General features: G+C 65.7%; 28 protein-coding genes and 1 pseudogene. 15 read left to right on the top strand and 14 right to left on the bottom strand.

Annotated features, from left to right (window positions below; translation table 11 throughout):
• Positions 1 to 260 precede the first annotated feature (260 nt).
• Both ABIA70_RS19305 and ABIA70_RS19300 read left to right on the top strand, forming a co-directional pair.
• Complete coding sequence (locus tag ABIA70_RS19305; protein WP_354149192.1) at positions 261 to 575, top strand: ArsR/SmtB family transcription factor; 315 nt, start codon at positions 261 to 263, stop codon at positions 573 to 575.
• Complete coding sequence (locus ABIA70_RS19300; protein ID WP_354149191.1) at positions 572 to 979, top strand: SRPBCC family protein; 408 nt, start codon at positions 572 to 574, stop codon at positions 977 to 979. The genes ABIA70_RS19305 and ABIA70_RS19300 overlap by 4 nt, the downstream gene beginning before the upstream one ends.
• A gap of 58 nt (positions 980 to 1037) precedes the next feature.
• On the opposite strand, the gene ABIA70_RS19295 is transcribed toward ABIA70_RS19300, so the two are convergent.
• Positions 1038 to 2912, bottom strand: coding sequence for a Na+/H+ antiporter (locus ABIA70_RS19295; RefSeq protein WP_354149190.1), 1875 nt, complete (start codon positions 2910 to 2912; stop codon positions 1038 to 1040).
• A gap of 205 nt (positions 2913 to 3117) precedes the next feature.
• Here ABIA70_RS19295 and ABIA70_RS19290 point away from each other — a divergent pair, with 205 nt between their 5' ends.
• Both ABIA70_RS19290 and ABIA70_RS19285 read left to right on the top strand, forming a co-directional pair.
• A complete protein-coding gene (locus ABIA70_RS19290; protein WP_354149189.1) occupies positions 3118 to 3759 on the top strand; it encodes an NADPH-dependent F420 reductase in 642 nt (213 codons plus the stop codon).
• A complete protein-coding gene (locus tag ABIA70_RS19285) occupies positions 3760 to 4404 on the top strand; it encodes an alpha/beta hydrolase (RefSeq protein ID WP_354149188.1) in 645 nt (214 codons plus the stop codon).
• A 76-nt stretch (positions 4405 to 4480) separates the two neighbouring features.
• Here ABIA70_RS19285 and ABIA70_RS19280 read toward each other — a convergent pair whose 3' ends face one another.
• Together ABIA70_RS19280 and ABIA70_RS19275 are read right to left on the bottom strand one after the other, a co-directional pair.
• Complete coding sequence (locus tag ABIA70_RS19280; protein WP_354149187.1) at positions 4481 to 5716, bottom strand: NYN domain-containing protein; 1236 nt, start codon at positions 5714 to 5716, stop codon at positions 4481 to 4483.
• 9 nt (positions 5717 to 5725) lie between these two features.
• Complete coding sequence (locus tag ABIA70_RS19275) at positions 5726 to 6049, bottom strand: hypothetical protein (protein ID WP_354149186.1); 324 nt, start codon at positions 6047 to 6049, stop codon at positions 5726 to 5728.
• 160 nt (positions 6050 to 6209) lie between these two features.
• Here ABIA70_RS19275 and ABIA70_RS19270 point away from each other — a divergent pair, with 160 nt between their 5' ends.
• Entirely contained in the window at positions 6210 to 7016 is an 807-nt protein-coding gene (locus ABIA70_RS19270) for a GOLPH3/VPS74 family protein (protein WP_354149185.1), read from the top strand.
• Positions 7017 to 7118: 102 nt separating this feature from the next.
• Positions 7119 to 7490, top strand: coding sequence for a VOC family protein (locus ABIA70_RS19265; RefSeq protein ID WP_354149184.1), 372 nt, complete (start codon positions 7119 to 7121; stop codon positions 7488 to 7490).
• Position 7491: 1 nt separating this feature from the next.
• On the opposite strand, the gene ABIA70_RS19260 is transcribed toward ABIA70_RS19265, so the two are convergent.
• Complete coding sequence (locus ABIA70_RS19260; protein ID WP_354149183.1) at positions 7492 to 8094, bottom strand: TetR/AcrR family transcriptional regulator; 603 nt, start codon at positions 8092 to 8094, stop codon at positions 7492 to 7494.
• A gap of 83 nt (positions 8095 to 8177) precedes the next feature.
• Between ABIA70_RS19260 and ABIA70_RS19255 the strand changes: the two genes are divergently transcribed.
• From ABIA70_RS19255 to ABIA70_RS19230, 6 genes are all read left to right on the top strand, one after another.
• The gene (locus ABIA70_RS19255; RefSeq protein ID WP_354149278.1) at positions 8178 to 8957 is read left to right on the top strand and encodes an SDR family NAD(P)-dependent oxidoreductase; all 780 of its coding nucleotides are present in this window, start codon (positions 8178 to 8180) and stop codon (positions 8955 to 8957) included.
• Between the two features lie 186 nt (positions 8958 to 9143).
• Positions 9144 to 10166, top strand: a complete 1023-nt coding sequence (locus ABIA70_RS19250) for a LacI family DNA-binding transcriptional regulator (protein WP_354149182.1) — start codon at positions 9144 to 9146, stop codon at positions 10164 to 10166.
• Between the two features lie 139 nt (positions 10167 to 10305).
• A complete protein-coding gene (locus tag ABIA70_RS19245) occupies positions 10306 to 11601 on the top strand; it encodes a sugar ABC transporter substrate-binding protein (RefSeq protein ID WP_354149181.1) in 1296 nt (431 codons plus the stop codon).
• A gap of 77 nt (positions 11602 to 11678) precedes the next feature.
• The gene (locus tag ABIA70_RS19240; protein WP_354149180.1) at positions 11679 to 12644 is read left to right on the top strand and encodes a carbohydrate ABC transporter permease; all 966 of its coding nucleotides are present in this window, start codon (positions 11679 to 11681) and stop codon (positions 12642 to 12644) included.
• Positions 12645 to 12690: 46 nt separating this feature from the next.
• Complete coding sequence (locus ABIA70_RS19235) at positions 12691 to 13533, top strand: carbohydrate ABC transporter permease (protein ID WP_354149277.1); 843 nt, start codon at positions 12691 to 12693, stop codon at positions 13531 to 13533.
• A gap of 46 nt (positions 13534 to 13579) precedes the next feature.
• On the top strand, positions 13580 to 15076 hold the full coding sequence (locus ABIA70_RS19230) for a glycoside hydrolase family 32 protein (RefSeq protein ID WP_502917239.1): 1497 nt from the start codon (positions 13580 to 13582) through the stop codon (positions 15074 to 15076).
• 50 nt (positions 15077 to 15126) lie between these two features.
• Here ABIA70_RS19230 and ABIA70_RS19225 read toward each other — a convergent pair whose 3' ends face one another.
• The 5 genes from ABIA70_RS19225 to ABIA70_RS19205 form a co-directional block, all read right to left on the bottom strand.
• Positions 15127 to 15381 carry a CDGSH iron-sulfur domain-containing protein gene (locus ABIA70_RS19225; protein ID WP_354149178.1) on the bottom strand — a complete coding sequence of 85 codons (255 nt, stop codon included), beginning with the start codon at positions 15379 to 15381 and terminating at the stop codon, positions 15127 to 15129.
• Complete coding sequence (locus ABIA70_RS19220; RefSeq protein ID WP_354149177.1) at positions 15378 to 16433, bottom strand: iron-containing redox enzyme family protein; 1056 nt, start codon at positions 16431 to 16433, stop codon at positions 15378 to 15380. Before ABIA70_RS19220 ends, ABIA70_RS19225 begins: the two co-directional genes overlap by 4 nt.
• 276 nt (positions 16434 to 16709) lie before the next feature.
• Positions 16710 to 17330, bottom strand: coding sequence for a DUF3618 domain-containing protein (locus tag ABIA70_RS19215; protein ID WP_354149176.1), 621 nt, complete (start codon positions 17328 to 17330; stop codon positions 16710 to 16712).
• Positions 17327 to 17758: a phage holin family protein gene (locus ABIA70_RS19210; protein WP_354149175.1), complete on the bottom strand. Its 432-nt coding sequence runs from the start codon at positions 17756 to 17758 to the stop codon at positions 17327 to 17329. Before ABIA70_RS19210 ends, ABIA70_RS19215 begins: the two co-directional genes overlap by 4 nt.
• On the bottom strand, positions 17755 to 18597 hold the full coding sequence (locus ABIA70_RS19205) for a hypothetical protein (protein ID WP_354149174.1): 843 nt from the start codon (positions 18595 to 18597) through the stop codon (positions 17755 to 17757). The genes ABIA70_RS19210 and ABIA70_RS19205 overlap by 4 nt, the downstream gene beginning before the upstream one ends.
• 261 nt (positions 18598 to 18858) lie before the next feature.
• Here ABIA70_RS19205 and ABIA70_RS19200 point away from each other — a divergent pair, with 261 nt between their 5' ends.
• Entirely contained in the window at positions 18859 to 19317 is a 459-nt protein-coding gene (locus ABIA70_RS19200) for a MarR family winged helix-turn-helix transcriptional regulator (RefSeq protein WP_354149173.1), read from the top strand.
• 56 nt (positions 19318 to 19373) lie between these two features.
• On the opposite strand, the gene ABIA70_RS19195 is transcribed toward ABIA70_RS19200, so the two are convergent.
• Together ABIA70_RS19195 and ABIA70_RS19190 are read right to left on the bottom strand one after the other, a co-directional pair.
• Positions 19374 to 20627: a D-arabinono-1,4-lactone oxidase gene (locus ABIA70_RS19195; protein WP_354149172.1), complete on the bottom strand. Its 1254-nt coding sequence runs from the start codon at positions 20625 to 20627 to the stop codon at positions 19374 to 19376.
• A 115-nt stretch (positions 20628 to 20742) separates the two neighbouring features.
• Complete coding sequence (locus tag ABIA70_RS19190; RefSeq protein WP_354149171.1) at positions 20743 to 21126, bottom strand: hypothetical protein; 384 nt, start codon at positions 21124 to 21126, stop codon at positions 20743 to 20745.
• 93 nt (positions 21127 to 21219) lie between these two features.
• Here ABIA70_RS19190 and ABIA70_RS19185 point away from each other — a divergent pair, with 93 nt between their 5' ends.
• Together ABIA70_RS19185 and ABIA70_RS19180 are read left to right on the top strand one after the other, a co-directional pair.
• Positions 21220 to 21513, top strand: coding sequence for a hypothetical protein (locus ABIA70_RS19185; RefSeq protein WP_354149170.1), 294 nt, complete (start codon positions 21220 to 21222; stop codon positions 21511 to 21513).
• A gap of 530 nt (positions 21514 to 22043) precedes the next feature.
• Complete coding sequence (locus ABIA70_RS19180) at positions 22044 to 22787, top strand: GAF and ANTAR domain-containing protein (protein ID WP_354149169.1); 744 nt, start codon at positions 22044 to 22046, stop codon at positions 22785 to 22787.
• Here ABIA70_RS19180 and ABIA70_RS19175 read toward each other — a convergent pair.
• The 3 genes and pseudogenes from ABIA70_RS19175 to arsD form a co-directional block, all read right to left on the bottom strand.
• Positions 22784 to 24271, bottom strand: coding sequence for an ArsA-related P-loop ATPase (locus tag ABIA70_RS19175; RefSeq protein ID WP_502917236.1), 1488 nt, complete (start codon positions 24269 to 24271; stop codon positions 22784 to 22786). The two genes, ABIA70_RS19180 and ABIA70_RS19175, sit on opposite strands and share 4 nt — an antisense overlap.
• Before the next feature lie 65 nt (positions 24272 to 24336).
• Positions 24337 to 24492 (bottom strand): annotated as a pseudogene (locus ABIA70_RS21665) (ArsA-related P-loop ATPase); the annotation flags it as partial.
• A 62-nt stretch (positions 24493 to 24554) separates the two neighbouring features.
• Positions 24555 to 24947, bottom strand: a complete 393-nt coding sequence (gene arsD, locus ABIA70_RS19170) for an arsenite efflux transporter metallochaperone ArsD (protein ID WP_354149168.1) — start codon at positions 24945 to 24947, stop codon at positions 24555 to 24557.
• Positions 24948 to 24970: the final 23 nt, after the last annotated feature.

Below are 24970 nucleotides of genomic sequence, written 5' to 3'. Positions count from 1 at the left end.
AAAACCTGATACCACCAATGCCCCCTGTGCTACCCAGCCATCTCCTCGGATGGTCCGATCAGCATAGTGGTCCAGGGCTTCTGCCGATGACGCAGAACCGGTTCCCGTCCGGTCAGCATCCGCCCAGCGTAACCGCGGCCGCGGCGCCGCCGGCGCAAGGCCGCCGTCGTCGATCAATGCCGTCGTCGATCATTGCCGTCGTCGATCACTAGGGAGGGCGCGCCGTTATATGTCGGAAATTTCCGACGTATACTGGGTGGGTGCTTCTTGATGTCTTCGCCGCTGTGGCCAACCCGGCCCGGCGCGTCATTCTCGACGAGCTGTGCAGCGGGCCCCGGACAGCGGGGGAACTCACGGGGTTGCTGGATCTCAGCCGTTCCGCGGCGTCCGAACACCTGGCCGTCCTGCGCGAAGCCGGGCTGGTCCGGGAAGAGCGGCACGGCCGAAACCGGCTGTACCACCTGCAGCCGGCAGGCCTCGCCGAGGTCAGCGACTGGGTGAAGCACGTGGAGCATTACTGGAACCGGCGCCTCGACGCGCTGGCCGAACTTCTGGACGAGGAGAAACCGTCATGACCGACAACGCAATCCGGCTCGAGCGCCGCTTCCCGCACCCCACCCCCGCTGTGTGGGCCGCACTGACCACGCCGGAACTGCTGGCGCGCTGGTGGGCCCCGGGCGATATCGCGCCGGTGGTGGGCCACCGCTTCAGCCTGGACATGGGCGCGTGGGGCCAGCAGCAATGCGAAGTCCTCGCCGTGGAGCCGGGAGAGTCAATCACGTTCCTCTTCTCCGAGGGGAATCTGGACACCACCATCACGTGGCGGCTCGAACCGGTGGACGACGGAACGGTCCTGCACTTCGAGCACGCCGGCTTCCGTCTCGACACACCAATGGGCCGGCAGGCCATGGAGGGCATGGGCAACGGATGGCCGGGCCTGCTTTCCAGAATCGACGGGGTTCTCGCCGAGGTCGCCTGAACTTTCTGAGCCGACGACGTGAGCTGACCATGTGAGCTGGCGACGGCGGGTGGTCCCGTCAGCCCAGCAGGTCGTCCTGGTAGCACCAGCGCCAGTCCTCGCCCGGCTCGATGCTCCGCATGACCGGGTGCCCGGTCGCCTTGAAATGCTTCGACGCGTGCGTTCCCTCCGAGGAATCACAGCACCCCACCGTGCCGCAGCCCAGGCACATTCGCAGGTGCACCGTCGTCGTGCCTTCCCGCAGGCAGTCCGCACAATAGGCGTCGAGGGGAACCTCCCGGGGCCGGGCTGCCTCAAGGTGGCCGCATACGCCGCCGGGCCGCGCAATCCCCTCGCCGCCGCCTTCGCCGGATGTATCCACCTCGTCGAGCGACAGGTCCAGCATGGATTCCTCAACGTCCAGCCGGTCCAGGACGGCGCTGAGGACCTCGTGGGCGTACTCGCCGCCGCGCCGCAGCTCCAGCACCTTGGCCCGTTCCGCGTCCAGCATGGCAAGCCGCAGCCGGGCATAGCGTTCGCTGGGAGTCGCCGTTTCCGCCGCCGGCCGGCCCAGCCGCTCCCAGGCAGCCAGCCCGCGCTCCTGGGTGCGGCGCTTCAGCATCGCCACAACCTCCGGCGGATCATCCTCCGTGCGCAGTTCCTGCAGGCGCGCAACGCCGGCTGCGGTGGCCAGCTGCATCAGCGACGCCTGGTTCAGCGCGTCCTCGCGCTGGTCCGGGCCCTGGATCCGCAGGCCGCGCACGAGTGCCGGGAGGGTGAAGCCCTGCAGCGTCAGCGTGCCGCCCACCACCACCAGGGCGGCGAGGACCAGCACCGGCCGGTGTTCCAGATCCGGGGGCAGCACCAACACCGCGGCCAGGGTGACCACACCCCGCATTCCGGCCCAGGAAACCACCGCGGCGTACTGCCACGGCGGGGCCGGGTCGTGCCGCCGCACGGCCGGAATCAGCCGGGGCAGGTACGTCGCCGGGAACACCCACACCGGACGGAGCACCAGCACCGCCAGCAGGATCACCGCGCAGCCCGCCCAGATGCGGCCGGCGCCGAGGGAATCGTCCTGGACGCCGTCGACGATGCTCCGCACCTGCAGCCCGATCAGCAGAAATACTGAGTTCTCCAGCAGGAACTGCACCGTGTTCCAGTTGCTGCGCTGGCTCAGCCGGGCGGCGCCGTTGGGCATCGACGGCGCCTTCGTGCCCATCACCAGCCCGGTAACGACGACGGCGAGCACACCGGACGCGTGGATCGCCTCGGCCGGGAGGTACGCGACCAGCGGGGCCACCAGCGACGTCGAGGTGTTGATCGCGACGTTCCGGATCCGCTTGCGGAGTGCCGTCAGGATGTACGCGGCGGCCATGCCCACCACCAGCCCCCCGCCCGCCGCGAGCAGGAAGTCCCCGGCAATCCCCGCCACGGACACCGCCCCCGAGATCGCCGCGATTGCCGAGCGCAGGCAGATCAGTGCCGTCGCGTCGTTGACCAGCGATTCACCCTCAAGGATGGCGACAATGCGGCGGGGCATCCCCACTTTTCGCGCGATGGCGGTCGCAGCCACCGCGTCCGGCGGCGCCAGAACCGCGCCGAGGGCGATCGCGGCAGCCAGCGGGATCTCCGGGAACAGCCACCAGACCACCAGGCCCACGGTGATGGTGCCGAAAATGACGTAACCCACCGAGAGCAGGCCGATGGCGCGGCGGTTGGAGCCGAAATCAAAGAGGGATGTCCGCAGCGCCGCGGCGTAAAGCAGGGGCGGGAGCAGGCCGACCAGGACAACTTCGGGGTTCAGCTCTATGTGCGGAACGAACGGAAGGAAGGAACCCGCGACGCCGGCCAGCACCAGCAGCAACGGAACGGAAACGTTGAGCTTCCGGCCCAGGGCACTGCCGGCACAGACCACCGCGACGAGAACCAGAAGTCCCAGCGCGATTTCCATTGGGCCATTCTCTCAGGCCGGCAGAAACGCGAACCAGAGGACTTTGCGGGCAAGATTCCAGTGGACCGATGTGGGCGGAAAGAAAACCATTGACTCTTCAACTTTCGGCGTCTATATTTAGTTGTAGCTTCAATCAAACAACTACAAGGCAGAACAGAACCTGATGAAGAACCTCCTGGCCCGCATATTCGGAAAGAAGAACCCCATGACGAACATCACCATCATCGGCAACGGCAACATGGCCCGAGGAATCGCCACCCGCGCGCTCGCCGCCAACCAGAGCGTCGAGATCCTCGGCCAGGAGGCCGGCAAGGCCCAGGCCCTGGCCAACGAGCTCGGTGGGGGAGTCACGTTCGGGAGCACTGCCCAGGCCCCCAAGGGGAGCATCGTGGTCCTGGCCGTTCCGTTCGATGCCGCGAAATCGCTGGTGAGCACCTACGGGGAGGCTTTGGCCGGCAAGACCATCGTGGACATCACGAACCCCGTCGACTTCGAGACCTTCGACTCACTGGTCGTGGCGCCGGGGACCTCAGCCGCGGAGGAGATCGCCAAGCTCGCCCCGGCCAGCGCCCACGTGGTCAAGGCCTTCAACACCACGTTCGCAGGCCCCCTTGCGGCCGGCGAGTCCGGCGGCCAGCCCCTGGATGTGTTCATCGCCGGTGACAACGCCGACTCCACCGGTGCTGTCGGCAGCTTCGCCAGTGCCGCAGGCCTGCGCCCCCTGGTGGTCGGACCGCTCAAGCGGGCCCGCGAACTCGAAGGCTTCCAGTTCGTCCTGATGACCATGCAGGCCAATCCCGAGTTCGCGGACTTCAAGTGGGACACCGGACTCCAGGTCACCAAGTAAATGGAAACCACTGACACCGGGCACGTCATCGCAACTGCCGGATCCACGGATCCGGCGAAGCCCCTGGTAGTGCTGCTGCACGGCCGCGGCTCGAACGAACAGGACATCATCGGCCTCGCCGACCACCTGCCGGAAGGCCCCGCCTACGCCGCGGTGCGGGCGCCGATCGCCGAAGGCGGTGGCTACGCCTGGTTCGCCAACCGCGGCATCGGCCGGCCCACTGCGGAATCCCTGGCCGAAACGATGGCTTGGTTCCGCGCCTGGCTGGATGCTGCGGCTCCGGCTGGCAGGCCCGTGGTGCTGGTCGGATTCAGCGGCGGGGCAGCCTTCGCGGGCGGCCTGCTGCTGGCGGATCCGCAACGTTTTGCGGGCGCCGCTGTCCTTTACGGCACCCTGCCCTTCGACGCCGGCGTGCCCGTTACCCCCGCCCGTCTGGAGGGCGTTCCAGTCTTCGTGGCGCACGGTGAGCAGGACCGCGTCATCCCCGCGGAACTGCTGCAGCGCACCTGGGACTATCTGCATGGCGGGTCCGCTGCCGCCGTCACTTCCCGCCGCGATCCCGGCGGGCATGGCATCACCGGCCAGACCCTCGCCGAGCTCGGCGGCTGGCTTGAGGGACTGCTTAACCCCGCCGGCTCCCGGTAGCTACCCGCGCGGGGGCTTCCCCGCTGACAGAAGCGGACGACGGCGGGAGGTCCCGCCGTCGTCCGCTTCTTCCGTTTTACGCGCCGAGCAGGCCGCCGCTGGCCCAGCGGCGTACCGCAAGCTTCTCGCCGGCGTCGAACTCCAGCAGCGCCACCCGGCAAAGTTCCTCAACATTTGCGGTCCATGCTGCCGCCAGGTCCGCCGCACTCGGCTCGTCATTGAGCGGGAAATTGACGTAGGCGAGGCCCTGAAGGACGAAGCTCACGGCGTTGCGGGAGACCGGCTGGCCGGCGCTGACGCAGTCGTCCCGCACCATGCGTGACAGTTCGGTGCGGCTGGCCGGATGCTCACGGAGCCTGGCTTCCAACGCCTGGAACATCTGCCGGAACTGGGCTGCGGAAAGTGCCGGTACGTCCGTCACCCTGCTGACCTGCTCCTCGATGCCTGGCTGCACGTCGGCCGCCGAGGGGAGATCCTCGCCCGAGAACCTTTTCGCGTCCCAGACCCAGCCGCCCTGTGCCGGGGAATATTCGATTTCCTGGCCGATTTGTGACACCCAGGTCCCGAACTTTCCATAGCCGCCCCAGTCTGTCTTCAGGGACGGATCCGCCGTGAGTGCCCGGTGGGCCACCAGCGCGCCCACCACCGGTCCGGGAGCGGTGCGGACGAACTCCAGGACCTCCCGGACCCCGGGCGAGGCCTTCTTGGGCTTGGCCTTCGCGGCCGTCGGGGCACTCTGCTGCTTCTCGGATGCCATCGCGTGGGCGGGCTCCACCGCTGTCCCATTGAGGATGGCGACGAAGTCGTGGGATTCCACCACATGGTCAGCCATCTCCCGGTAGGCGAAGGCCACGGCACCGGCTGCGATGACGGTGGTCATCCGGTCGGCGGCCCGGAAGCGCTGGATCAGGGAGGTGAAGTCGGCATCGGCCGAGGCGATGAAGAACTCTTCGATGCCGACGTTGCCGGAGAGGGCATCCATGGCATCGAGCACCAGGTTGATGTCCGTGCTGCTCTTTCCCCGCTGCGTCAGGGAGGGGCAGTCGATCACGCGGAACCCGGCGCGGGTCCAGTACGTCCGGTACTTCGAGTAGACCACCGGGTTCAGGTAGCAGTTGCGGATAAGGAAGCGGCGGGCATCCTCGCCGGAACCTCCCGCCGACAACGCATCGGCCCAGTGTTTGGGGTCTTCGGCAAAACGTTTGGCCGCCATGGGATCAAGAGCCTGGAGGCCGGTGAAAACATTGTCGAAGTCAACGAACATCGCGGCGCGGATGCCGGGCCTGCGCGAAGGTGGGACGGCCTCATTCATTCGTTCAGCCTAGGTGCTGAGTTCCCAGTGGACTCGGATTGCCTCGGCAATGGGGCCCGCGGCGACGTCCACCCGGAAAGCCACGGGCGCGGTTCCTGTCTCCTCGATGACGGCGTCGCGGTACACGCGGCCGCACGAAGGACAGAGGGTGTAGAGGTCCTCATCCGCAGGCCATTCCGCCAGTCCCGCGGGAACTGCGGTGTTCTCTCCGATGTACACAGGGACACCCTGGGAGTTGGCCTGGATCAGCCCGTCTTTGCTGACGGTGTTGCCGCACACGCAGGTGATGGTGGTGACGTCATGATCCACCACTTCGGCGGTTTCAGTGTCCATGATGAACCTCCCGGCGCTGGAAGAGACGTGCTGGTACCAGCTTATGCCTGCTGGTCCCTGCGAGCGCCTGGCGGGAACCAAATAGCGCTGACGTGCACGGCTTTGTCCATGCTTGAAAATTCTCATTGTGATGGATGCCCAACAGGGCCACCATGTTGGTATGAACGCTGACACACCGAAGGCTGCGGAACTGACCCTTCCCCAGGCCTTCCTCCTTCTGGCAACGAACGACAAAGACGGCAAACCTGAAGTGCCGATGTTCGCACTCAGGACCACCTTGGCAGGGGCGATACTGGCCGAGCTGGACCTGATCGGTGCGATCGAGCTGCAGGGGAAGCACGTCCGGGCCACCGGGGACGCCCCGGAAACGGAGCTTCAGCACGAGCTGGAGCTCATCCGCGGCAAATCCAGGCCCCATACTCCCAAGCGGTGGGTCTCCATGCTGGAGGGCCGCGCCGAGGTGCAGCGCTTCTACGAGGGGATGGCGGAGCAGGGCATCATCGAACATGTCGGCGAAAAACGCCTGGGCCGGTTCCGGGCCGTGCGGTACCCGGAGAAGGACCACGCTCCGGAGGCGGCGCTCCTGGAGAAGATCGAGGCCGCACTCAGCGGTCCGCCGTCCAATCTCGTCGCCCCTGAGTCCGGGGCGGCGGATTCTACGGCGCCTGACGCCGGGGCAGCTGATGCGGTTGTTCCCGATGCCGGTTCGCCGGTTGCGGGGGCCACTGATGCGGGGGCCAGTGAGGCGGCGGCCCCCGAGGCGGCGGAGCCGGCAGCCAAGGTGCCCGATGCCAGGACCAAGGCGCTTATAGCCCTCCTTCAGGCGGCCGGGCTGCTCGGCAAGCTCTTCCCGGCAGCAGACAGGGTCAGGGCAAGCCAGCTGGCCAAGGACTATTGGCCAACCCGTGCCGTGGAAGACGAACTTCGCCTGATCAGGCTGGCGCAGGAAGAAGCCGCAAACCTCTGAAGCCGGCTGAGACGGCCGTTCGCAGACAGCAGGGCGCCGGAGTTGTCGATCCGCCGCCCCGTATCATCGGACGCACCCGTCCCCTTGAGAGTGGAGAAACCAATGCAGCTCGGCGCTTTTTCGATCAGCCTCACGGTCAAGGACATCGCGGCTTCCGCTGCGTTCTACGAGAAGCTCGGCTTCAGCAGTTTCGGCGGCGACATCACGCAGAACTGGCTCATCCTGAAGAACGGCGAGACGGTCATCGGCCTCTTCCAGGGGATGTTCGAGAAGAACATGCTGACGTTCAACCCGGGCTGGAACCAGAACGCGGAGGCCGTGGATTCCTTCACCGACGTGCGCGAACTCCAGCGGGATCTCAAAGCCAAGGGCATTGAGTTCCTCTCCGAGGCTGACGAGGGAACCACCGGGCCGGCAAGCTTCATGCTCGCGGACCCCGACGGCAATCCGGTGCTCTTCGACCAGCACGTCTGATCTAAACCCCAGGCACCCGAAGCACCCCGACGGCTGCCTCCAGGTAAGGCGCCGGATGGGGATCGGTCCCGGCGGCCCACTGCATCCACGCCTCAAAGGTTGCCGCGAGGTACGCCGCGCACAGGTAGCCAGCCGCATCCTCGCGGACCCCGGCGGCAACCAGGTAGGCCCGGGCCACTTCGCGCTGCGTCGCCAGGGATGCGTAGCTCTGGCTGCCCAGTTCGGGGTGTTCTGCGATCAGGCGGAGCCGGCCGCGGGTCACCGCGAGATCGTGCAGAACCGCAACCCCTGCGACAGCTGCCTCGCGCAAACCCGCCAGGATGCCGCCGTCGTCCGCTGATTCCGGGCCTGCCTTCAGTACCCGCGCGGACGCCTCAACCACTGGTTCCATGCCGCCCCAGATCAGCTCCGCCTTGCTGGAGAAGTAGCGGTAGAGGCTCTTGCGGCCGACGCCGGCCTCGCGGGCGATGTCCTCCATGGACGTCTGCTCGTACCCTCGCTCGGCGAAAAGCCGCAGTGCGATGGCGGCCACTGCATCGGGGTCAATGGTCACCGGGCGGCCCGTGGGCCGCGGAGTCGAGGTCGTCAATGCGTCCGAAGGCATCTCGCCAGTATTCACCCTTACATAATGACACAGAGTGTCATAAAGTGGTTGGCATCAGCTTCAACTACGTTCGGGAGGACATCATGGGCAACGAAGCCGCATGGCAAGAAGTCATCACCAACGGCCGCTTTTCGGGCAGGACGGTCATCGTCACAGGCGCCGGATCAGGCATCGGCCAGGCCACCGCCCTGCGGATCGCCAAGGAAGGCGGCCGCGTCATCGCCGCCGATATCAGCAAGGAGCGCCTGGACAGCCTGGTGACAGAGAACCCGGGACTGGACCTGGTCCCCGTGGCCGGCGACATCTCCACCGAAGAGACCGTCGCAGCCGTGGTCGCTGCCGCCGGCGGACGCGTTGATGCCCTGGCGAACGTCGCCGGCATCATGGACAGCTTCGCCCCGATCCACGAAGTGGACGACGACACCTGGGACCGCGTCTTCCGGATCAACGTCACCGCCCTGATGCGTCTCACCCGCGCGGTAGTGCCACTGATGCTCGACGCCGGGACCGGCTCCGTCGTCAACGTCTCCTCCGAGGCGGGGCTGCGCGGTTCCGCCGCCGGCGTCGCCTACACGGCGTCCAAGCACGCCGTCATCGGCCTGACCAAGAACTCGGCCGTGATGTACGGGCCCAAGGGGCTGCGCTTCAACGCTGTGGCACCCGGCGCCACCATCACCAACATCGTGGCAAACTGGGGATCGCAGCTGGCGGCCGAACGTCTGGGGCCGCTCATGCAGGTCAACATTCCCACGCCCGCCACCTCGGCACAGCTCGCTGCCTCCATCACCTTCCTGCTCAGCGACGACGGCACCAACCTCAACGGCGCGGTCCTGGCGTCCGACGGCGGCTGGTCGGCGCTGTAGGGAGCGGCACCGTCAGGGAGCGGCGCCTAACAACAGCGGGCGACGGCGGGAGGTTCCGCCGTCGCCCGCTTCCGTTTGTGCGCACCCCTGATTTCAAGGGATTGGGCCGCGGGTCTTGACAGGTGCAAAACGTTTTGGCTACTGTGATCAACACAACAAGCAAAACGTTTTGCAAAGGAACAGTCAATGGCGACAAAGATCGGCATCCGGGAAGTGGCCAAGGCCGCCGGAGTTTCAGTGACAACGGTTTCCCACGCCCTCAATGACGCCACAAGCGCCCGGGTCAACCAGCAGACCCAGCAGCATGTCCGGGCCGTGGCGAGGGATCTCGGCTACGCCCCCAACAGGCTCGCCAGCGGGCTGCGCAACCAGCGGTCGCAGATCCTCGGCCTGGTCAGCGACGAAATCACCACCACACCCTTTGCCGGCGCGATGATCCGCGGAGCCCAGGATGCCGCCTACGAGCGCGGCTACGTGCTGATGGTGGTGAATTCCGGGCTGGACAGCGAGCTGGAAAAACGCGAAATCCGCATACTCCAGCAGCACCAGGTGGACGGCATCGTCTACGCCAAGATGTACCACCAGGGCGTGATGCTGCCGGAAGAACTGGACGGTCTGCCCACAGTCCTCCTCGACGCAGTCTCCACCGATGCGTCGGTCTCCTCGGTGGTGCCGGACGAGATCGCAGCTGCCGATGCGGCCGTTGAAACCCTGATCAGTGCGGGCCACACCCGGATCGGAATGATCAACAACGTGGACGACATCCCGGCAACCCACGGCCGGTTGGCAGGATTCCACAACGCCCTCCGCCGGCACGGCCTGACGCCTGATCCGCGGCATATCACCGCCGGAGTGGCGGACACGGCGGGTGGACGGGAAACGGCGATGGATCTGCTGGCGCTCCCGGACCGGCCATCGGGCCTGTTCTGTTTCAGCGACAGGGTGGCGATGGGCGTGTACCAGGCGGCCTCGGCGCTTGGCCTGCGCATCCCGGAAGACCTCTCGATTGTCGGAATGGACAACCTTGAGCTCATCGCCGACGCCCTCTGGCCCGGGCTCACCACGGTGGCCCTGCCGCACTACGACATGGGGCGTTGGGCCGTGGTCCGGCTCCTCAACGATATCGAAGGCCCAGGCTCACCGGCGGTCCAGGAAAAACTCGCCTGCCCGGTGGTACACCGCGGTTCGGTTGGCCCGCCACCGCTCTAAGGCGGGTCCAGCCCTCACATCCCACACACGTTACAAACCCCGTTTCCGGTCACGAAAAAGGGGCGCAGCCGTTGCACCGGCTACGCCCCACGGACACGGGCTACTCATCCACGCACGAAATCAGCAGAAAGACTCAACCATGAACAAGCGATTCACCCGTATCCTGGCCACCAGCCTAGCGGCAGCCTCACTCCTCGGCACCCTGGGCGCCTGCAGCAAAGGAAGCGCCTCATCATCCTCCGAGGGCGCCAACGAAATCACCATGTGGACCCACAACGCGGGCAATCCCGAGGAACTGAAGGCCATCGAGGACGTCGTCGCCGCCTACAACAGCAGCAGCGACGCGAAGGCAAAGGTCAAGGTCCAGGCCTTCCCCCAGGATTCCTACAACGACTCAGTGGTGTCCGCCGCATCGGCCGGTAACCTCCCGTGCATCGTGGACATTGATGGTCCCAACGTTCCCAACTGGGCCTGGGCGGAATACCTCACGCCGCTGAAACTGTCCGCAGACCTTGCCGGCAACCTCCCCAGTACGGTAGCCAAGTGGGACGGACAGACGTATGCGGTGGGCTACTACGATGTCGCCCTGGCCATGATGGCCCGTGCCTCGGACCTCAAAGCAGCCGGCGTGCGCGTCGCCACCATCGAGAAGCCGTGGACCGCCGCCGAGTTCCAGGACGCCCTGACCAAGCTCAAGGCACTGGGCAAATGGGAGCACCCGCTGGACATGGGAACAGCCGGCACGGGTGAATGGCTGCCCTACGCCTACTCGCCGCTGCTGCAGTCCTTTGGCGGGGACCTCATCAACCGCGACGGCTTCCAGTCGGCGGACGGCGCCCTCAACGGTGACAAGGCCGTTGAGTGGGCCGGCTGGTTCCGCGGCCTGGTCGACCAGGGCTTCATGGCCCAGAAGAGCGGCAAGGACTCCACCCAGGACTTCCTGAACAACAAGAGTGCCATCCTGTACACCGGGTCCTGGGCCGCGGACAAAGCCAAAACCGCCCTGGGCGATGACCTGGTGGTCATGCCCACCGTGGACCTCGGCAACGGCCCCAAGATCGGCGGAGCTTCCTGGCAGTGGGGCGTGACCAGCGGCTGCGAGAACGCCGAGGCCGCCATGGACTACCTCTCCTATTCCCTGAAGCCGGAGAACCTCGCCGCGGTGGCCAAGGCCACCGGCACCATCCCGGCGACCGATGACGCCGCCGCGCTGATCCCGGCCTTCGCCGAAGGTGGCGCCAACCGCATCTTCATGGAGTTCTCCCGCAACTACGCCGTGATGCGGCCGGAGACCCCCGCTTACCCGTTCATTGCCACCGAGTTCGGCAAAGCAGCCCAGGACGTCCTTGCCGGAGCAGATCCCCAGGGCGCGCTGGACAAGGCCGCCAAGGCGATTGACGCCAACATCAAATCCAACGGCGGCTACAAGAAATAGCCAGCGATCAGGGGTACGGACGGCGGCGGCCACGCGCCGCCGTCGTCCAAACCCCAGGTCCTGTCAAGGAGACTCCCATGACACTCAGCCCACTCCCCACCCGTCCACCACAGGCCGTCACCGAGCCGGTGCAGGCAAGCGGCCCAACCCGCTCCCGCCGCACCCGCCCCGGCTTCCTCCGCGAACAGATCAGCGGCTGGGGCATGATCGCCCCCGCTGCCGCCCTTCTCCTGCTGTTTGTTTTCCTGCCCGCAATCATGGGCTTCGGCCTGGCCTTCACCAACGCCCGCCTGATTTCCCCACGGCCCGTGGAGTTCGTGGGGACGGATAACTTTGCCCGGCTCTTCGCTGATCCCACGTTCTGGCGCGCACTGCTCAACGTCACGTACTTTGCGGTGATCGTTGTGCCGGTGCAGTCCGCCCTTGCCCTGGCCATGGCGCTGCTCATCAACAAGAAGTTCCGCGGCGTGAACTTCTTCCGCACCATCTACTTCCTGCCGGTGGTCACCTCCATGGTGGTGGTGTCGCTGCTCTGGATGTTCATGTACCGCCGTGAGGGCCTGATCAACGAGCTGCTCTCCACGTTCAGCTTCGGCCTGATCCAGGGCGCCGACTGGCTCAACGATCCCGCCACGGCCATGCCGGCCATCATCGCCCTGTCGATCTGGCAGGCAGCCGGGTTCCACATGATCATCTGGCTCGCCGGGCTTCAAAGCGTCCCGGGTGAGCTGTACGAGGCTGCGCAGCTGGACGGCGCCAGCCACTGGCAGCAGTTCCGGTTCGTCACCTGGCCGGGCCTGAAGCACACCCGCAGCCTGGTCCTGGTGACCATCACCATCCAGGCGCTGGGACTCTTTGACCAGGTCAGCGTGATGACCCAGGGCGGTCCCCTGGATTCCACCACCACCATCATCTACGAGGCAGTACGGTCCGGGTTCAAGCAGCAGGAAACCTCCTACGCCTCGGCCATCTCGCTTGTATTCTTCGTCCTCGTGCTGCTGGTTTCCGCAGTGCAGCGCTACCTGACCCGAGAGAAGGACTGACGTGAAACCGACCCTCACTTCCGCCCACCTGACCAGCGCGGGAACCATGGCAGTACGAATCCTGTTCGCCGCTGTCGCCGTTTTCCCCATCGTGTTCATGCTGGTGTCCTCCCTCAAGCCGGACCAGCAGATCTTCGGTGACATGTCCTCCGTGGCGGCTTTCCTGCCGATCGGGAACATCTCGTTCGACAACTACGCCGCGGTGTTCGACCGCGTCCCCGCCGCCCGCTTCCTGATCAACTCCATCGGGGTGTCGGCGGTGACGGTGGTGCTGGGCATCTTCGTCAACAGCCTCTGCGCTTTCGCCCTTTCCCGCATGGAGGTCCGAGGCAAACGGATCGTTTTCAGCGCCATCCTCGCCACCCTGATTGTGCCGTTCCAGACCCTGGCGCTGCCGCTGGTGTGGTGGGTCAACCAGCTGCCCTACTTTGAGCTGAACGGCTTCAGCCTCGAGTTCTCCAAGGGCTGGCTGGACACCTACCAGGTCCAGATCATCCCGTTCATCGCCAACGCCTTCTCCATCTACCTGTACCACCAGTACTTTGAGTCCATTCCCAAGGAACTGGATGAAGCGGCCCGGATCGACGGCGCCGGGTGGTTCAAGATCTACCGGCAGGTGGTCATGCCCCTCGCCGGGCCGGCCACGGCCACAGTGGCCATCCTGACCTTCCTGCCCGCCTGGAACTCCTACCTCTGGCCGCTCATGGTGGTCCAGTCCGAGGAGCTGCGGCCCGTGATGATCGGCATCCAGTACTTCTTCCAGCTCAACGTCTCCTGGGGCGAAGTCATGGCCTACGCCTCGCTCATCACCGTGCCCGTGGTGATCCTCTTCATCGCGTTCCAGAAGTCCTTCATCAACAGCATCGCCTCCAGCGGCGTCAAGGGCTGATGCCCTTATGACCTCAGCCCTTAGTTCGAAAGAAGCACCCGCAGCCATGGCAGCAGCCCTCACCGTAGACTCCCGGTTCCGGCCGGAGTACCACTTCACCGCAGCCCGCAACTGGCTGAACGATCCCAACGGACTGCTCTACTCCAAGGGCGTCTACCACCTCTTCTACCAGCACAACCCCCACGGCGTGGACTGGGGAAACATGTCCTGGGGCCACGCCACCTCGGCGGACCTGGTGCACTGGGACGAGCAGGCGGTAGCCATCGGATTCGACGCGCAGGAAGCCATTTTCTCCGGTTCCGCCGTCGTGGACGTCCACAACACCAGCGGCTTCGGGACCGGGGGAGCCGCACCCTTGGTGGCCATCTATACAAGCGCTTACTCGCCAGAATCCGCACTGGCGGGACGCCAGGCGCAGTCCCTCGCGTACAGCACCGACGAGGGCGCCACGTGGCTGAAGTACGCGGGGAACCCGGTCCTGGACCGGGCGTCCGCCGAGTTCCGTGACCCGAAGGTCTTTTGGTACGACGGCGGCGCGGAGAGCTACTGGGTCATGGTGGCGGTCGAAGCACTGGACCGCGAGGTCCTTCTGTACAAGTCTCAGGATCTGAAGACCTGGGAATACCTGAGCACCTTCGGCCCGGCCAACGCCACCGGCGGAGTGTGGGAATGCCCGGACCTCTTTGAACTGCCGGTTGAAGGGGAACCCGGCACCACCAAATGGGTGCTGGTGGTGAACCTGAACCCCGGCGGCATCGCCGGCGGTTCCGGTGGCCAGTACTTCCTCGGGGAGTTCGACGGCGTCCGGTTCCATTCCGAAAGTACGGTCACCGAAGGGATGCAGGAGGACGCCAGCAGGATGGGGGAGTACGGCTGGCTCGATTGGGGCCGGGATTACTACGCTGCCGTGTGCTTCAGCAATGCTCCGGACGGGCGCAGGCTGATGATCGGCTGGATGAACAACTGGCAATACGGCGCCATGACTCCCACCGGCGGCTGGCGGGGCGCCATGACCCTGGTGCGGGAAGTCACCCTTGTCCGGCAGGCCGGGCAGGTGGTGCTGAAGCAGCAGGCGGTTGATCCGTTTGCGGGAACCGGGGATGTTGTGTGCGCCCTCGCGCCGCAGCAGCTCTCCGGTTCTTACCCGCTGGCCGTGGATGGTCCCGCGGATGTGCTGCGGATTGATGCCGAGTTCGTGCCGGGGACGGCGGACGAGATTGGCCTGGTGCTGCGTGAGGGCACCGGTGAACGGACCGTCCTGGCCTACAACGTCGCCCAAGGGGTGCTTCGCCTGGACCGGACAGCGTCCGGGGAGACCCGCTTCCACGAAGATTTTGCCTCAGTGGAGCGGGTCCCCGTGGCGCTGGAGGATGGCAGGTTGCGGCTTCGGGTCTTCCTGGACCGCTGCTCGGTGGAGGTCTTCGCCCAGGACGGGCTGGCCACCATCACGGACCAGATCTTCCCCAGCGAAACGAGCACGTCGCTGTCTGCGTATGCCAACGGTGAGGGTGCCACCCTGGTGGGCCTCGACGTCGTCCGTTAGCTGTCCGTCATTGTCCCTTTTCGCCCCGGGGGAGGGCCGCCGGGCTCTCCCTACCCCTCAGGCTCCGCAGGGCTCGGCGGTTCGGTCCGGAATTTGATCAGCTTGTGTGTTCCGTCGCAGTAGGGCTTGATCGCCGACGCGCCGCACCGGCAGAGCGCAACAGTCCGGCGCTGCCTCGCCACAGGCTCGCCCGAGGGTGTGAGAATTTCGAAGTCGCCACGGACCAGCAGCGGGCCGTCCGGGCAAACGATGATCTCTCCGTCGGCGGGTTCCCGGTCCGCCGGGCCTCCTTGAAGTGCCGTCATGCGGCAGCGGGGAGGCCGGAGCGGAGGGACGACTGCCCGTTTTCCCAGGCGTCCAGGACGCGGCTGGTAAGCCGGGCGTCCAGGGCGATGGCCGCCGTCGCACCGAACAGCACATCGGCGAGCAGGCCCGGTTCGGCCTCCACGAGGCCGCCGGCGAGGTCCCGTCCGGCGATCTGTTCGTGGACGGCGTCTGCCTCGACGTGCTCGTCGAAGTACGCGGTTGCCGCCGCGTCGAAATTGTGGCGGCGGAACCCGTTGCCGTAAAGCTGGTTGGGCCGGGAAGACGTCATTTCGTACATCGTCAGGTGCCCGGCAATGGCACCGCGGAGGCGGCGGTTCAGCCCGAAAAGGGACATCATGTTGACGGACGCCAGGGCGATCGCGGGCACGGTGTCAACGTAGGCGCCATACCGGTCGTCGAGTCCGAGGGCACGCATGGTGCGGCCGAACATGGCGCTGTGCATCCGGTCCGCGCGGCCGCCGCCGTATTCGTCAGCCTGGATCTCCACCAGTGCTGCCTTTGCGCGGCCGGTCAACCGCGGAATGGCCCACGTGTGCGGGTCGGCTTCCTTGAGCTGGTAGATGGACTTATGAATAAGGAACTCCCTGAGCTGCGAGACGGTGGCCTTCTTCGCAACATACTTCGAGAGGCTGGGTCCGGTGTCCGAAGCCGCGAGGGCAAACAGGACCGCTGCGACGCCGTCGCTCACCGGACCTGCAGCCGGCACCGGAGGGACGTCAGGAACCGCCGCCGATGACGCCGCGCGCAGCGCCTGTTCGAACGGCTGCTCCAGGAGCCGGCGCACCGTAATCAGGCCCGGATGCCACTCCCAGCCGTCATCCACACCATCAAGCCCGCCGTAGTGCAGCTCGTAAAGGCAGAAGAGCGCAAGCTGGATGTCGTCGTCCTCGATCACGTCGTCAGCCTCGGCCAGCCGTGCCGCGACGAGAGCCGGAAGGCCGGTCAGGGCCTCCACATTCTCCGTGGGCAGGCCAGCGAGGATCGCCAGCAGGGCTGCGCTGAGGGGGCCTCGCGGTTCTGGGATGTGCAATTGCTTCTCCTGAGGAATGTTCGGTTCGTGCAGCGCAACCAACTCGTGCAGCGCATCGGTCAGGGTCAGAACCGGTTTCGGTTGCGCGTCGGTGCCGCGGCGGGATTCTGCTTGGCCCGGCGGGCACGCAGGATGCGGCTGATGATGGCCGGGAGGAAAGTGAGAAGCAGTTTCTTCATGACGGTGGTCCCCTTGCAGTGGTTAATTCGTTGGTGGTAAATCAGCTGAGAGGGCCGCCCTTCCCGGAGGAAGGACGGCCCTCTCAGAGCTTACGGATCACGTGTTCTGGACGTGGTCCTTGGCGTCTGTGGCGCGGTCTTTGACGTCTGCTGCTGCGACCTGGCCTTCGGCCTTGACGTGTTCGGCGGCGTCGGTGGCGGTGGCCTTGACGTTTTCCATCGCCTCGCGGGCTGGTTCCTTCAGGCCTTCTGCCATGTCCTTGGCGGCCTCGGTCAATTCCGTGGTCATCGGTTCCGCGGCGGTTTTGAGGGCGTCCGCGGCTTCGCGTTCCTTGGTGCTGGCCGGGATCAGGGAGGAGATCAGCATGCCTGCGCCGAAGGCCACGAGGCCGGCGGCCAGGGGGTTGCCCTGGGTCCTGGCCTTGACCTGGGCCGGGGCCTCGCCGATGGCGTGCCCGGCGTCGTGCAGGGCGGTTCCGGCACCGTCGGTGCCGCTGTGGACTCCGCTGTGGACGCGGGTGCTGGCGTCGTCGGCTGCTCCCATGACTTTCTCCTTCACGCCGAAGACGGCGTCTTTGACGGCTCCTGTGACCTTGTCTGTTTGCCTGTGGACGATGTTGGACGGGGTGACTTTGTCGGCCACGGCGTCCACGTTGGTGCCCAGGCGGGCGCGGGTTGCTTCAATGTCTGAACGGATTGCGTCCGGGTTGTCGCTCATCGTTTTACCTCACCGGGTTTCAGGGTTGGGGGGATTTCTGAGAGTGTTTCTGCGGTCTGGGGCATGCCCTGGACCTGTTTGAGGTTCTTGCGGCCCATCGAGGCCAGGGCCGCGGCGATGATGCCCCAGATCACGGCGACGACGACGGCGGACCAGCCGAGTCCCATCAGTTCGCCCAGGGCCCACCAGAGGGCGAGGGAGAGGAACAGCAGGACGAAGTGCCCTGCGACGCCGGCGCCGGCGAGCATGCCGCCGCCCTTGCCGGCTTTGGACGCGGACTGCTTGACTTCGGCCTTGGCGAGCTCCACTTCCTGGCGCATCAGCGTGGACAGGTCGCGGGTCACCTCACCGAGCAGGTCACCGAGGGACGTGGTGTCCGCCTTCGCGTGCGCCGCGCTTGGCGGCGACTCGGGAATCTGGCTGCTCACAGGTGACGCCCTTCCGTGTCGCGCTCCGCTGGGCTGCGGAACGGGTCATCCTCGTACCGCAGCGGAGTGTCGGCAGCGGTACCGGTCGGCAGGGACTGGGTGGAGTTCGGGCTGCCTGTGGCAATCACCGGCTCCTCAAACAGGCCGCGGTCGTCCCCTGCGGCGAAAACCGTTTCCTGGCGGATGGGGGCGCCGTGCTGTACCGGGGCGGTTGTTGGCACGGGAGGAAGCGTCTGGCCGGCGGGGCGGCCCTGCGTCTCCGGGGCACCGGCGGCGAGGCCGCGGGTGAGGCGCCCGGCAAGGATGCCGGCCCCAGCCGCAATCATGAGGAACGTGCCCGGACGCTGCCGCGCAAACGACTTGACCTCGGTGAGCAGTGAACCCGGGTCCCGGCTGTCAAGCCAGGACGCCACGGACTGCGAACGCTCGGCAGCCTGACGGATCAGGTCCGATGCCACACCGGGCTGGTCGGAGGCGTCCGCCATGGTGCGCAGCTCCGAGGAGATGGTACGGATACCCTCTGCGACCTTCTGCTGCTGGGTGCCTGCCTGGCTGGTGAGGTCCGACTTGGCCTGGTGCAGGAGCTCACGGGCGCTGGTTGATACTTCGGCTGCGACGTTGGAAGCTTCGGCCTTGGCCGTCCCTGCAACGTTCTGGGCTGCGCCGGCTGCCTGGCTGGCTACCTGTGAAGCCTCTTCCTTTGCCGCACCGGTCTTGGATCCGGTGTTGCCGCTCGTGCCCACGGGAGTCGCCGGGACCGGGTTTCCGTACTGGTCGACGTTGCCGTACGGGTCGACGCTGGCCGGGGAGCCCGTCTGGGGCCACTGGTTTTCAGTCATGGTCGCTCTCTCTTTCGTGAAGGGTTCGCTGACAGGAGCTGCCAGTGTTACTGGCTTCGCAATAGTAAGCAAGGTTACTACTTAGATACTAAGCACACTTGCTATTGAATGCGCAAGGCCTGCCCCTAATTGGGCCGACCTGCGTGGACGGATATTGCGCTGGAACTTGAGGACGATACCAAGCCTGCTTGCCAAATGGATACTAAGCATGCTTATTGTAGATTGCATGCCGGAGGCTCTCAACGGAAGGAACAGCTTGCCGTGACTACTGAATCAGAGCGCGAACTCCGGAACTTTTGCCAACTCCTCTCGCAGGCTGCACGCTTGGTCCAGCGCCGCCAGGATGACGTCCTCGGTCCGTTGGGGCTCACCCGTGCGGCGGTCATAGCGCTTGAGGGTCTTGCCCCCGGCGCTCTGAACCAGGAACAGCTGGCCAGTTCCGTCCACGCAAAAAGCCAGACCATGGGCAAAATCCTCGCTAGGTTACAGCTGGCAGGGCTTGTCAGCAGGAGCCGGCATCCCCAGGATCGCCGCCAACTCATCATTGGGCTCACCGGGGCCGGCCGCGAGGCCCTTGCGGCCGCGCAGGAGGCCGAGGCGCACGCCCTCCCGGAATTCGACGTGCGGGGCTGGCAAACACTGCGGGAAGAGCTCGCAACGTTCGTCACGTCAATCCAGAATCAGGGCCCGAACCGGGGCCCGGAGGGAATGTCTGCCTAGGCGGACACCACGGAAGCGGCCGACGACGGGAAGTCCCGTGTCCCTGCTCAGCTTCGCTACAGAGCCGCTGACCTGACGCCCAGGATGCTGTCCAGCAGGGGGTTGCGGAACTTGCCCTCCGGATCGTGGGCGGATGCGAGGGCCCGGAAATCGGCGAACCGCGGATACAGCTGGTCCCACTCATGGCCGGATGGCGTGAACAGCTTGCCCCAGTGCGGTCGGGCACCGAACGGCCGGAGCAGCTCCTCCAACTCGGGCAGGACGGCTTCCACCTGCGCCTGGAGGGGCTTCCAGGTGAAGTGCAGGGCCACGCTCTGCTGCCGGTAGAACGGGCTGAGCCAGAACTCATCAGCGGCGCCCGTGCGGATTTCCGACACAAACAGCAGGGGAGCCAGCCTATCTGCCAGGCTCCGGACGGCCTCCAGGGCGGCCGGGGCGTGCTCCAGCGGCAGGATGAATTCGCTCTGGAGTTCCTCGCCGTTGCTGGGGGTGAATTCGTGGCGGAAGTGCGGGAGGCGGTCCAGCCAGGGGCCGGGCTCGTCGAACTGTGGCGTGCAGTTTTCTGCTGACATGTCGGGCAGCGGGTGCCGGGAGTGCGTCGCGGCAGTGGCCCCGAATGTGTCGCCGAGCGCAGGTTCAGAATCGAGGGCCTTCAGCCACACCTGGCTGATGAAGTCGCCGGCGTAGTCGGTGAACAGGCTGACGCTGTAGGCGCAGGAAACCAGCCTGTTGAAATCGGCCAGTGCCCTGTCCCAGGGAAGGTGCTCCAGGACGCGCTGGCGCATCCGGAAACTTGGCCGGACCTCGAGTTCAAGGCCCGTCACGATCCCCAGTGCCCCCAATCCCACCACGCTGCCGAGGAATTCGTCACCGTCCTCGCGCGATAGAGTGACCGGCTCCCCGGACGGACGGACCAGGTCGATGCTCCGGACAGCCCCGGCGAGGGACTGGTTGTCCACGCCGGAACCATGCGTGCCCGTCTGGACGGCGCCGGCCACGGAGATGTGGGGGAGGGAGGCAAGGTTATGGATGGCGACGCCGGACTGCTCCAGCTTCCGGCACAACTCGCCGTAGCTCACGCCGCCGCTGACCTTGACAGTCCGGCGCGCAGAGTCCAACTCGATGGTCCGGGGCAGGGCATCGAGCAGGACGTGGGTGCCGTCGGTGTCGCCCACGGGGTTGAATGAGTGCCGCGAGCCCAAGGCTTTGACACGGCCGGCACCTTCAACCACCTCGGCAAGCTCAGCCACCGACTCCGGCCTGCGGACGTTCGCTGATGAGTATTCGAGGTTTCCTGCCCAGTTCTTCATGGAACCGACTTTCCGCTGATTGGTTTCGCTCCGTCAACTGTGAGCGCTAACAACTCTGCTGTCAAGGAGCCGTTTCCACAGCTAGGCAGCCACCCAGGGGCTCAGGAGGAAGCCCCTACACTCCGGCATTTGAGAACACGCTGCCGATAAAGGCCGAGAGCCGGTCGGCGGCGGCCTGCGTCCCGGCCTGGGAGGAGGTCCGGGTATGGGCCTCAACCGACAGCGTTCCCTTGCGTGCACCCGCCCGCACATGCCACTCACCCGTTCCGTCGGACAGTTGGTAGTAGATGGCGTAGCTCGAGTCGGCGGCAAGGGTGGTGTTCAGCTGCGTGACTCCTGACCACGGACGGGAGACTCCTCCCATCGGTTCCTCCTGGATTGTGGTGCAGTCGCGGAGCATGGCGGCCCGGATATCAAAAGGAAAGGGGGCTGCCGCCGTCGTCGGCATGCCAATAACGCTGAACTCGGCGAATTCCAGCTTGCTGGCACCATCGGCCATCCCCTGGCCCAGGATCCTCCGACGAGCGAGCCAAGATATGTCGCATCACTGAAGGTGCACGGGGGCGCGGCCGACGGCGATGAAGGGGCCGCCGTGAAGCCGGGCATCGACCCGATCACCGAAGCGCGCGGGAGCGTCACAGGGCTCCCGTCCGGCCCGGTGACGCCCGTGAACAGGGCGACGAGATCGTCGGCGGTGCGGGAGTTGGGCGGCAGCGGGGCCATAGTCGGGGGATTATTTGTGGCCTGGTCGATGAGCTCCTTGGCCAGGCCGGCCATGGAGTCCAAGGCGGGCTTAGCATCGGCCTCCGAATCGAGGACGGCAACTGCAAGACTCAGCGTGATGGACAGCGTTCCCGCAAGCACCCTCGGCCCGGCCGAGCCGTAATCTCCTGGGCCCTTCGGCTTTGTGGTCTGCATCAAGCCGTGCTGCTTCTCACCGATCGGCGGAGCAGCCAGCAACTGCACAGCGTACGTGGAAGTCCTGCCGGATTCCGTCGAGGCCAGGTCAAACTGCCTGCAGGCTGATACCTGCTGCGGTGTGTAGTCGAAATCGGCTTTGGCGATGGCGTCCTTCCCTGCACTCCGGAGCGTAATCATGATGGTGGTGGCCGGTCCGGACTGCCCGCCCTGCCATCGCCAGCAAGGCGGCCACGGCGCACGCCAGCAGCCTTCTGCTGTCTTTGCCTATCCTGGACCCGCAGCCTTTTTCAGCTCCGTCAGCGAACATGTTCGGCCTCCTCTGCCGGGCCAAGGCTATGGTGCCGGGCATATACCGGCCAGGGTATTTTGGCCTACAAGCATCCCCAACCCCCGTCCCAGTCTTTTGCACCGGAAAAACCCAAGCGCGGCTGGCCGGATAGAGGGATACTCAGTACGACGGCGGAATTCGAAGCCCGCATCTAAGGATGGCGAACAATGACCCCCAGCACCGGAAGCCCCAAAGGCATCGCGAATCACGACGCAGCAGTAATTGGTGGACTTGCCAGCAAACTCGGCGATCTGGCCAGGGAGCTTCAGCAGCAGCAGGATCCGGACACTCTCCTGACGGACATCGTCCACGCCGCGCTGGACCTGATCCCCCACGTTGCCGATGCCTCCGTCAGCCTGGTGACGGGCAGGAGAACCGTGGAGTCCAGGGCCGCCTCCGGTGAGCTTCCCCGGAGGATCGATGCCCTGCAAAGCGAGATCGGCCAAGGGCCCTGCGTTGATGCCGCCTACGACGAGCGGATAGTCCGCGTCCCGGACCTGAGCCGTGAATCACGCTGGCCGGAGTTCGCCAAGGCAGCCTACGCTGCCGGTGCGCGGAGCATGCTGTCATTTCAGCTCTTCGTCGAGGGGGACAATCTGGGTGCCCTGAATCTGTACGGCGACGATGTAAACATTTTCGACGAGGAATCAGAACAGGTCGGCTTGCTGGTGGCAGCCCATGCCGCCGTCGCGTTCTCCGGTGCGCAGGAAATCAGCCAGCTCAACCAGGCGCTGGGTACGCGTGACCTCATTGGCCAGGCCAAGGGAATCCTGATGGAAAGGTTCAAGATCAGCCCCCAGCAGGCGTTCCACATCCTGACCAGGGCAAGTTCTGATACCAACATCAAACTCAGGGACGTGGCTGATCACCTGGCGAGCAGCGGAGAAATTCTCACCCGTAAAGGCAGCTAGGCAGGCTGGGTGCTGAATGCGGTCAGCGCCGCTAGCTTCGCTTCGCCGATAGGTTCTTCGGGCAGAAGCGGGATCAGGGCCACCCGGTCCGCAAGATTGCGCACCTTGACGATCTGTTCGATCTCGTTCCCGGCGCGTGCCCGCAGGAATGGCGTCCGCGGGTGTGCAGCGGCGATTGAATTGTTGACCACCCAGGCCCACGGGTGGATCCCGGCTCTTTCCAGATCGTTCTGCAGCTCTTCGGCTTCAAGCACGGGGGTGGTTTCAGCGAGGGTGACGAGGACGACCTTCGTCTGCGCAGGGTCCTGAAGCCGCATGAGCGGCGTCACGAAACCCATGGTGTCGCCGACCTGCCGGGAGATCTCCCGATGGTACGAACCCGTGGCATCGAGCAGCAGCAGCGTGTGGCCGGTGGGAGCGGTATCCATCACCACAAAGTGCCGACGGGATTCCTGGACCACGCGGGAGAACTGACGGAACACAGCCACTTCGTCCGTGCAGGGGGACAGCAGGTCCTCGGCCAGCGCCGCGCGTCCTGCATCGTCAAGGTTCCGCCCCTTGGTTTCCATCACGTGGCTTCGGTATTCCTCGATGGCTGCATCCGGATCGATGCGTGAAACCCGCAGGCCCGGAACGGCCGTCTGGAGTGTTTCGGTCAGGTGCGCCGCCGGATCGGTGGTGGTCAGGTGAACCTCGTGCCCGCGTTTGGCCAGGGCAACCGCGATCGCAGCAGCGACAGTCGTTTTTCCGACACCGCCCTTGCCCATGCACATCACCAGACCGTGGCCGTCCCGTTCCACCTCGTTGACAAGCGCTGCCAAGGGGGAATCCTCAACCTCGGGAGCGTGCGCTACGTTGCCGGTGATGGCGGCGTCGGAAGTGCCCGCGAACAGTGACTCCAGCGCCGGAATGCCCACCATATTGTTTGGTTTCAGGTCCAGGACATCGCGGGGCAGGCCGGCGACACCCGGGGGAATGGCCGCGAGGGCCGCTGCTTCGCGGGCGCGCAGGGCGTGCGCCAGCTCCTCGTCACCGGCCGCTTGCGGCAGAACGCCGTTCACTACGACGTAACCGCTGCCTATGCCGATCTGGTTGAGTTCGAGGTAGGTCCGCTCAATCTCGCTCAATGAGGAAGTCTGGGCGCGGCTGACCAGCACTAGCCGTGTGCGGTCCGGGTCAGTAAGCGCCTGGACTGCCTTCGCGTACACCTGCTTGTGCTTCTCGAGGCCTGAGAGCGGGCCCAGGCAGGACGGGTCGCCTTTGCCGGCCGCCAGGAAATCCGTCCAGGACCCGGGCAGCTGCAGCAGCCGGATGGTGTGGCCTGTCGGGGCGGTGTCAAAGACGATGTGGTCATACTCGCCGAAGGTGCTGTCGTCCGCGAGCAGGTTGGTGAACTCGTCGAAGGAGGCGATCTCGGTGGTGCAGGAACCGGAGAGGCTTTCGGCGATGCCGACCAATTCAGCTTCGGGGAGGAGACCGCGCACGGGGCGATGATCCGTTCCCGGTACGCCTCGGCTGCCTGTTCCGGATCAATTTCCAGCGCAGACAGACCCGGAACGTCCTGAATGGCGGTGACGTTGTTCCCGATGTTCAGGCCAAAGACCTGTCCCACGTTGGACGCGGGGTCCGTGCTGACCAGGAGCACCTTCTTCCCTGCCCGCGCAAGGGACAGCGCTGTTGCGCACGCGACGGAGGTCTTACCCACCCCGCCCTTGCCGGTGAAAAACAGGAACCGTGGGGAGTCCTCGAGAAACTTCACAGGTGGACCTAGCAGCAGCCCGTTGAGCCGCCGCAGCAGCCGTCGGACTTTTCGTGCAGGCCCAGCAGGGCCCGGGACCCGGGCGCGACCGCAGCGTCGCCCAAGCCGGCGAAGGCCAGCAACTGGCTCCTGTTCGGGTAGGTGCCGGCGGCGACCGTCACGCCGTCGACGACGATGAGCGGAAGGCCCTTGGACCCGATCACGTGCATGAACCCGCGGACCGTCTCCTCTTCCGCGAAAGCGGTCGGCTCGCTGGCCAGGTTGTAGCGGGCAATGTCGGCACCCAGACCTTGGAGGTGACGCACGTCCGCGGTCACGTCCACCAGGGACTGGTCAATGTCGGGGCCGCAGACGCCGGTGTCACAGCACAGGGCGGATTCATAGATTCGGATGGCAGGCATGCGGTTCTCCTTGGGCTTTGGTG

Source organism: Arthrobacter sp. 754 (assembly GCF_040548695.1).
Classification (GTDB): domain Bacteria; phylum Actinomycetota; class Actinomycetes; order Actinomycetales; family Micrococcaceae; genus Arthrobacter.
This window is presented reverse-complemented; position numbering and strand designations above follow the sequence as displayed.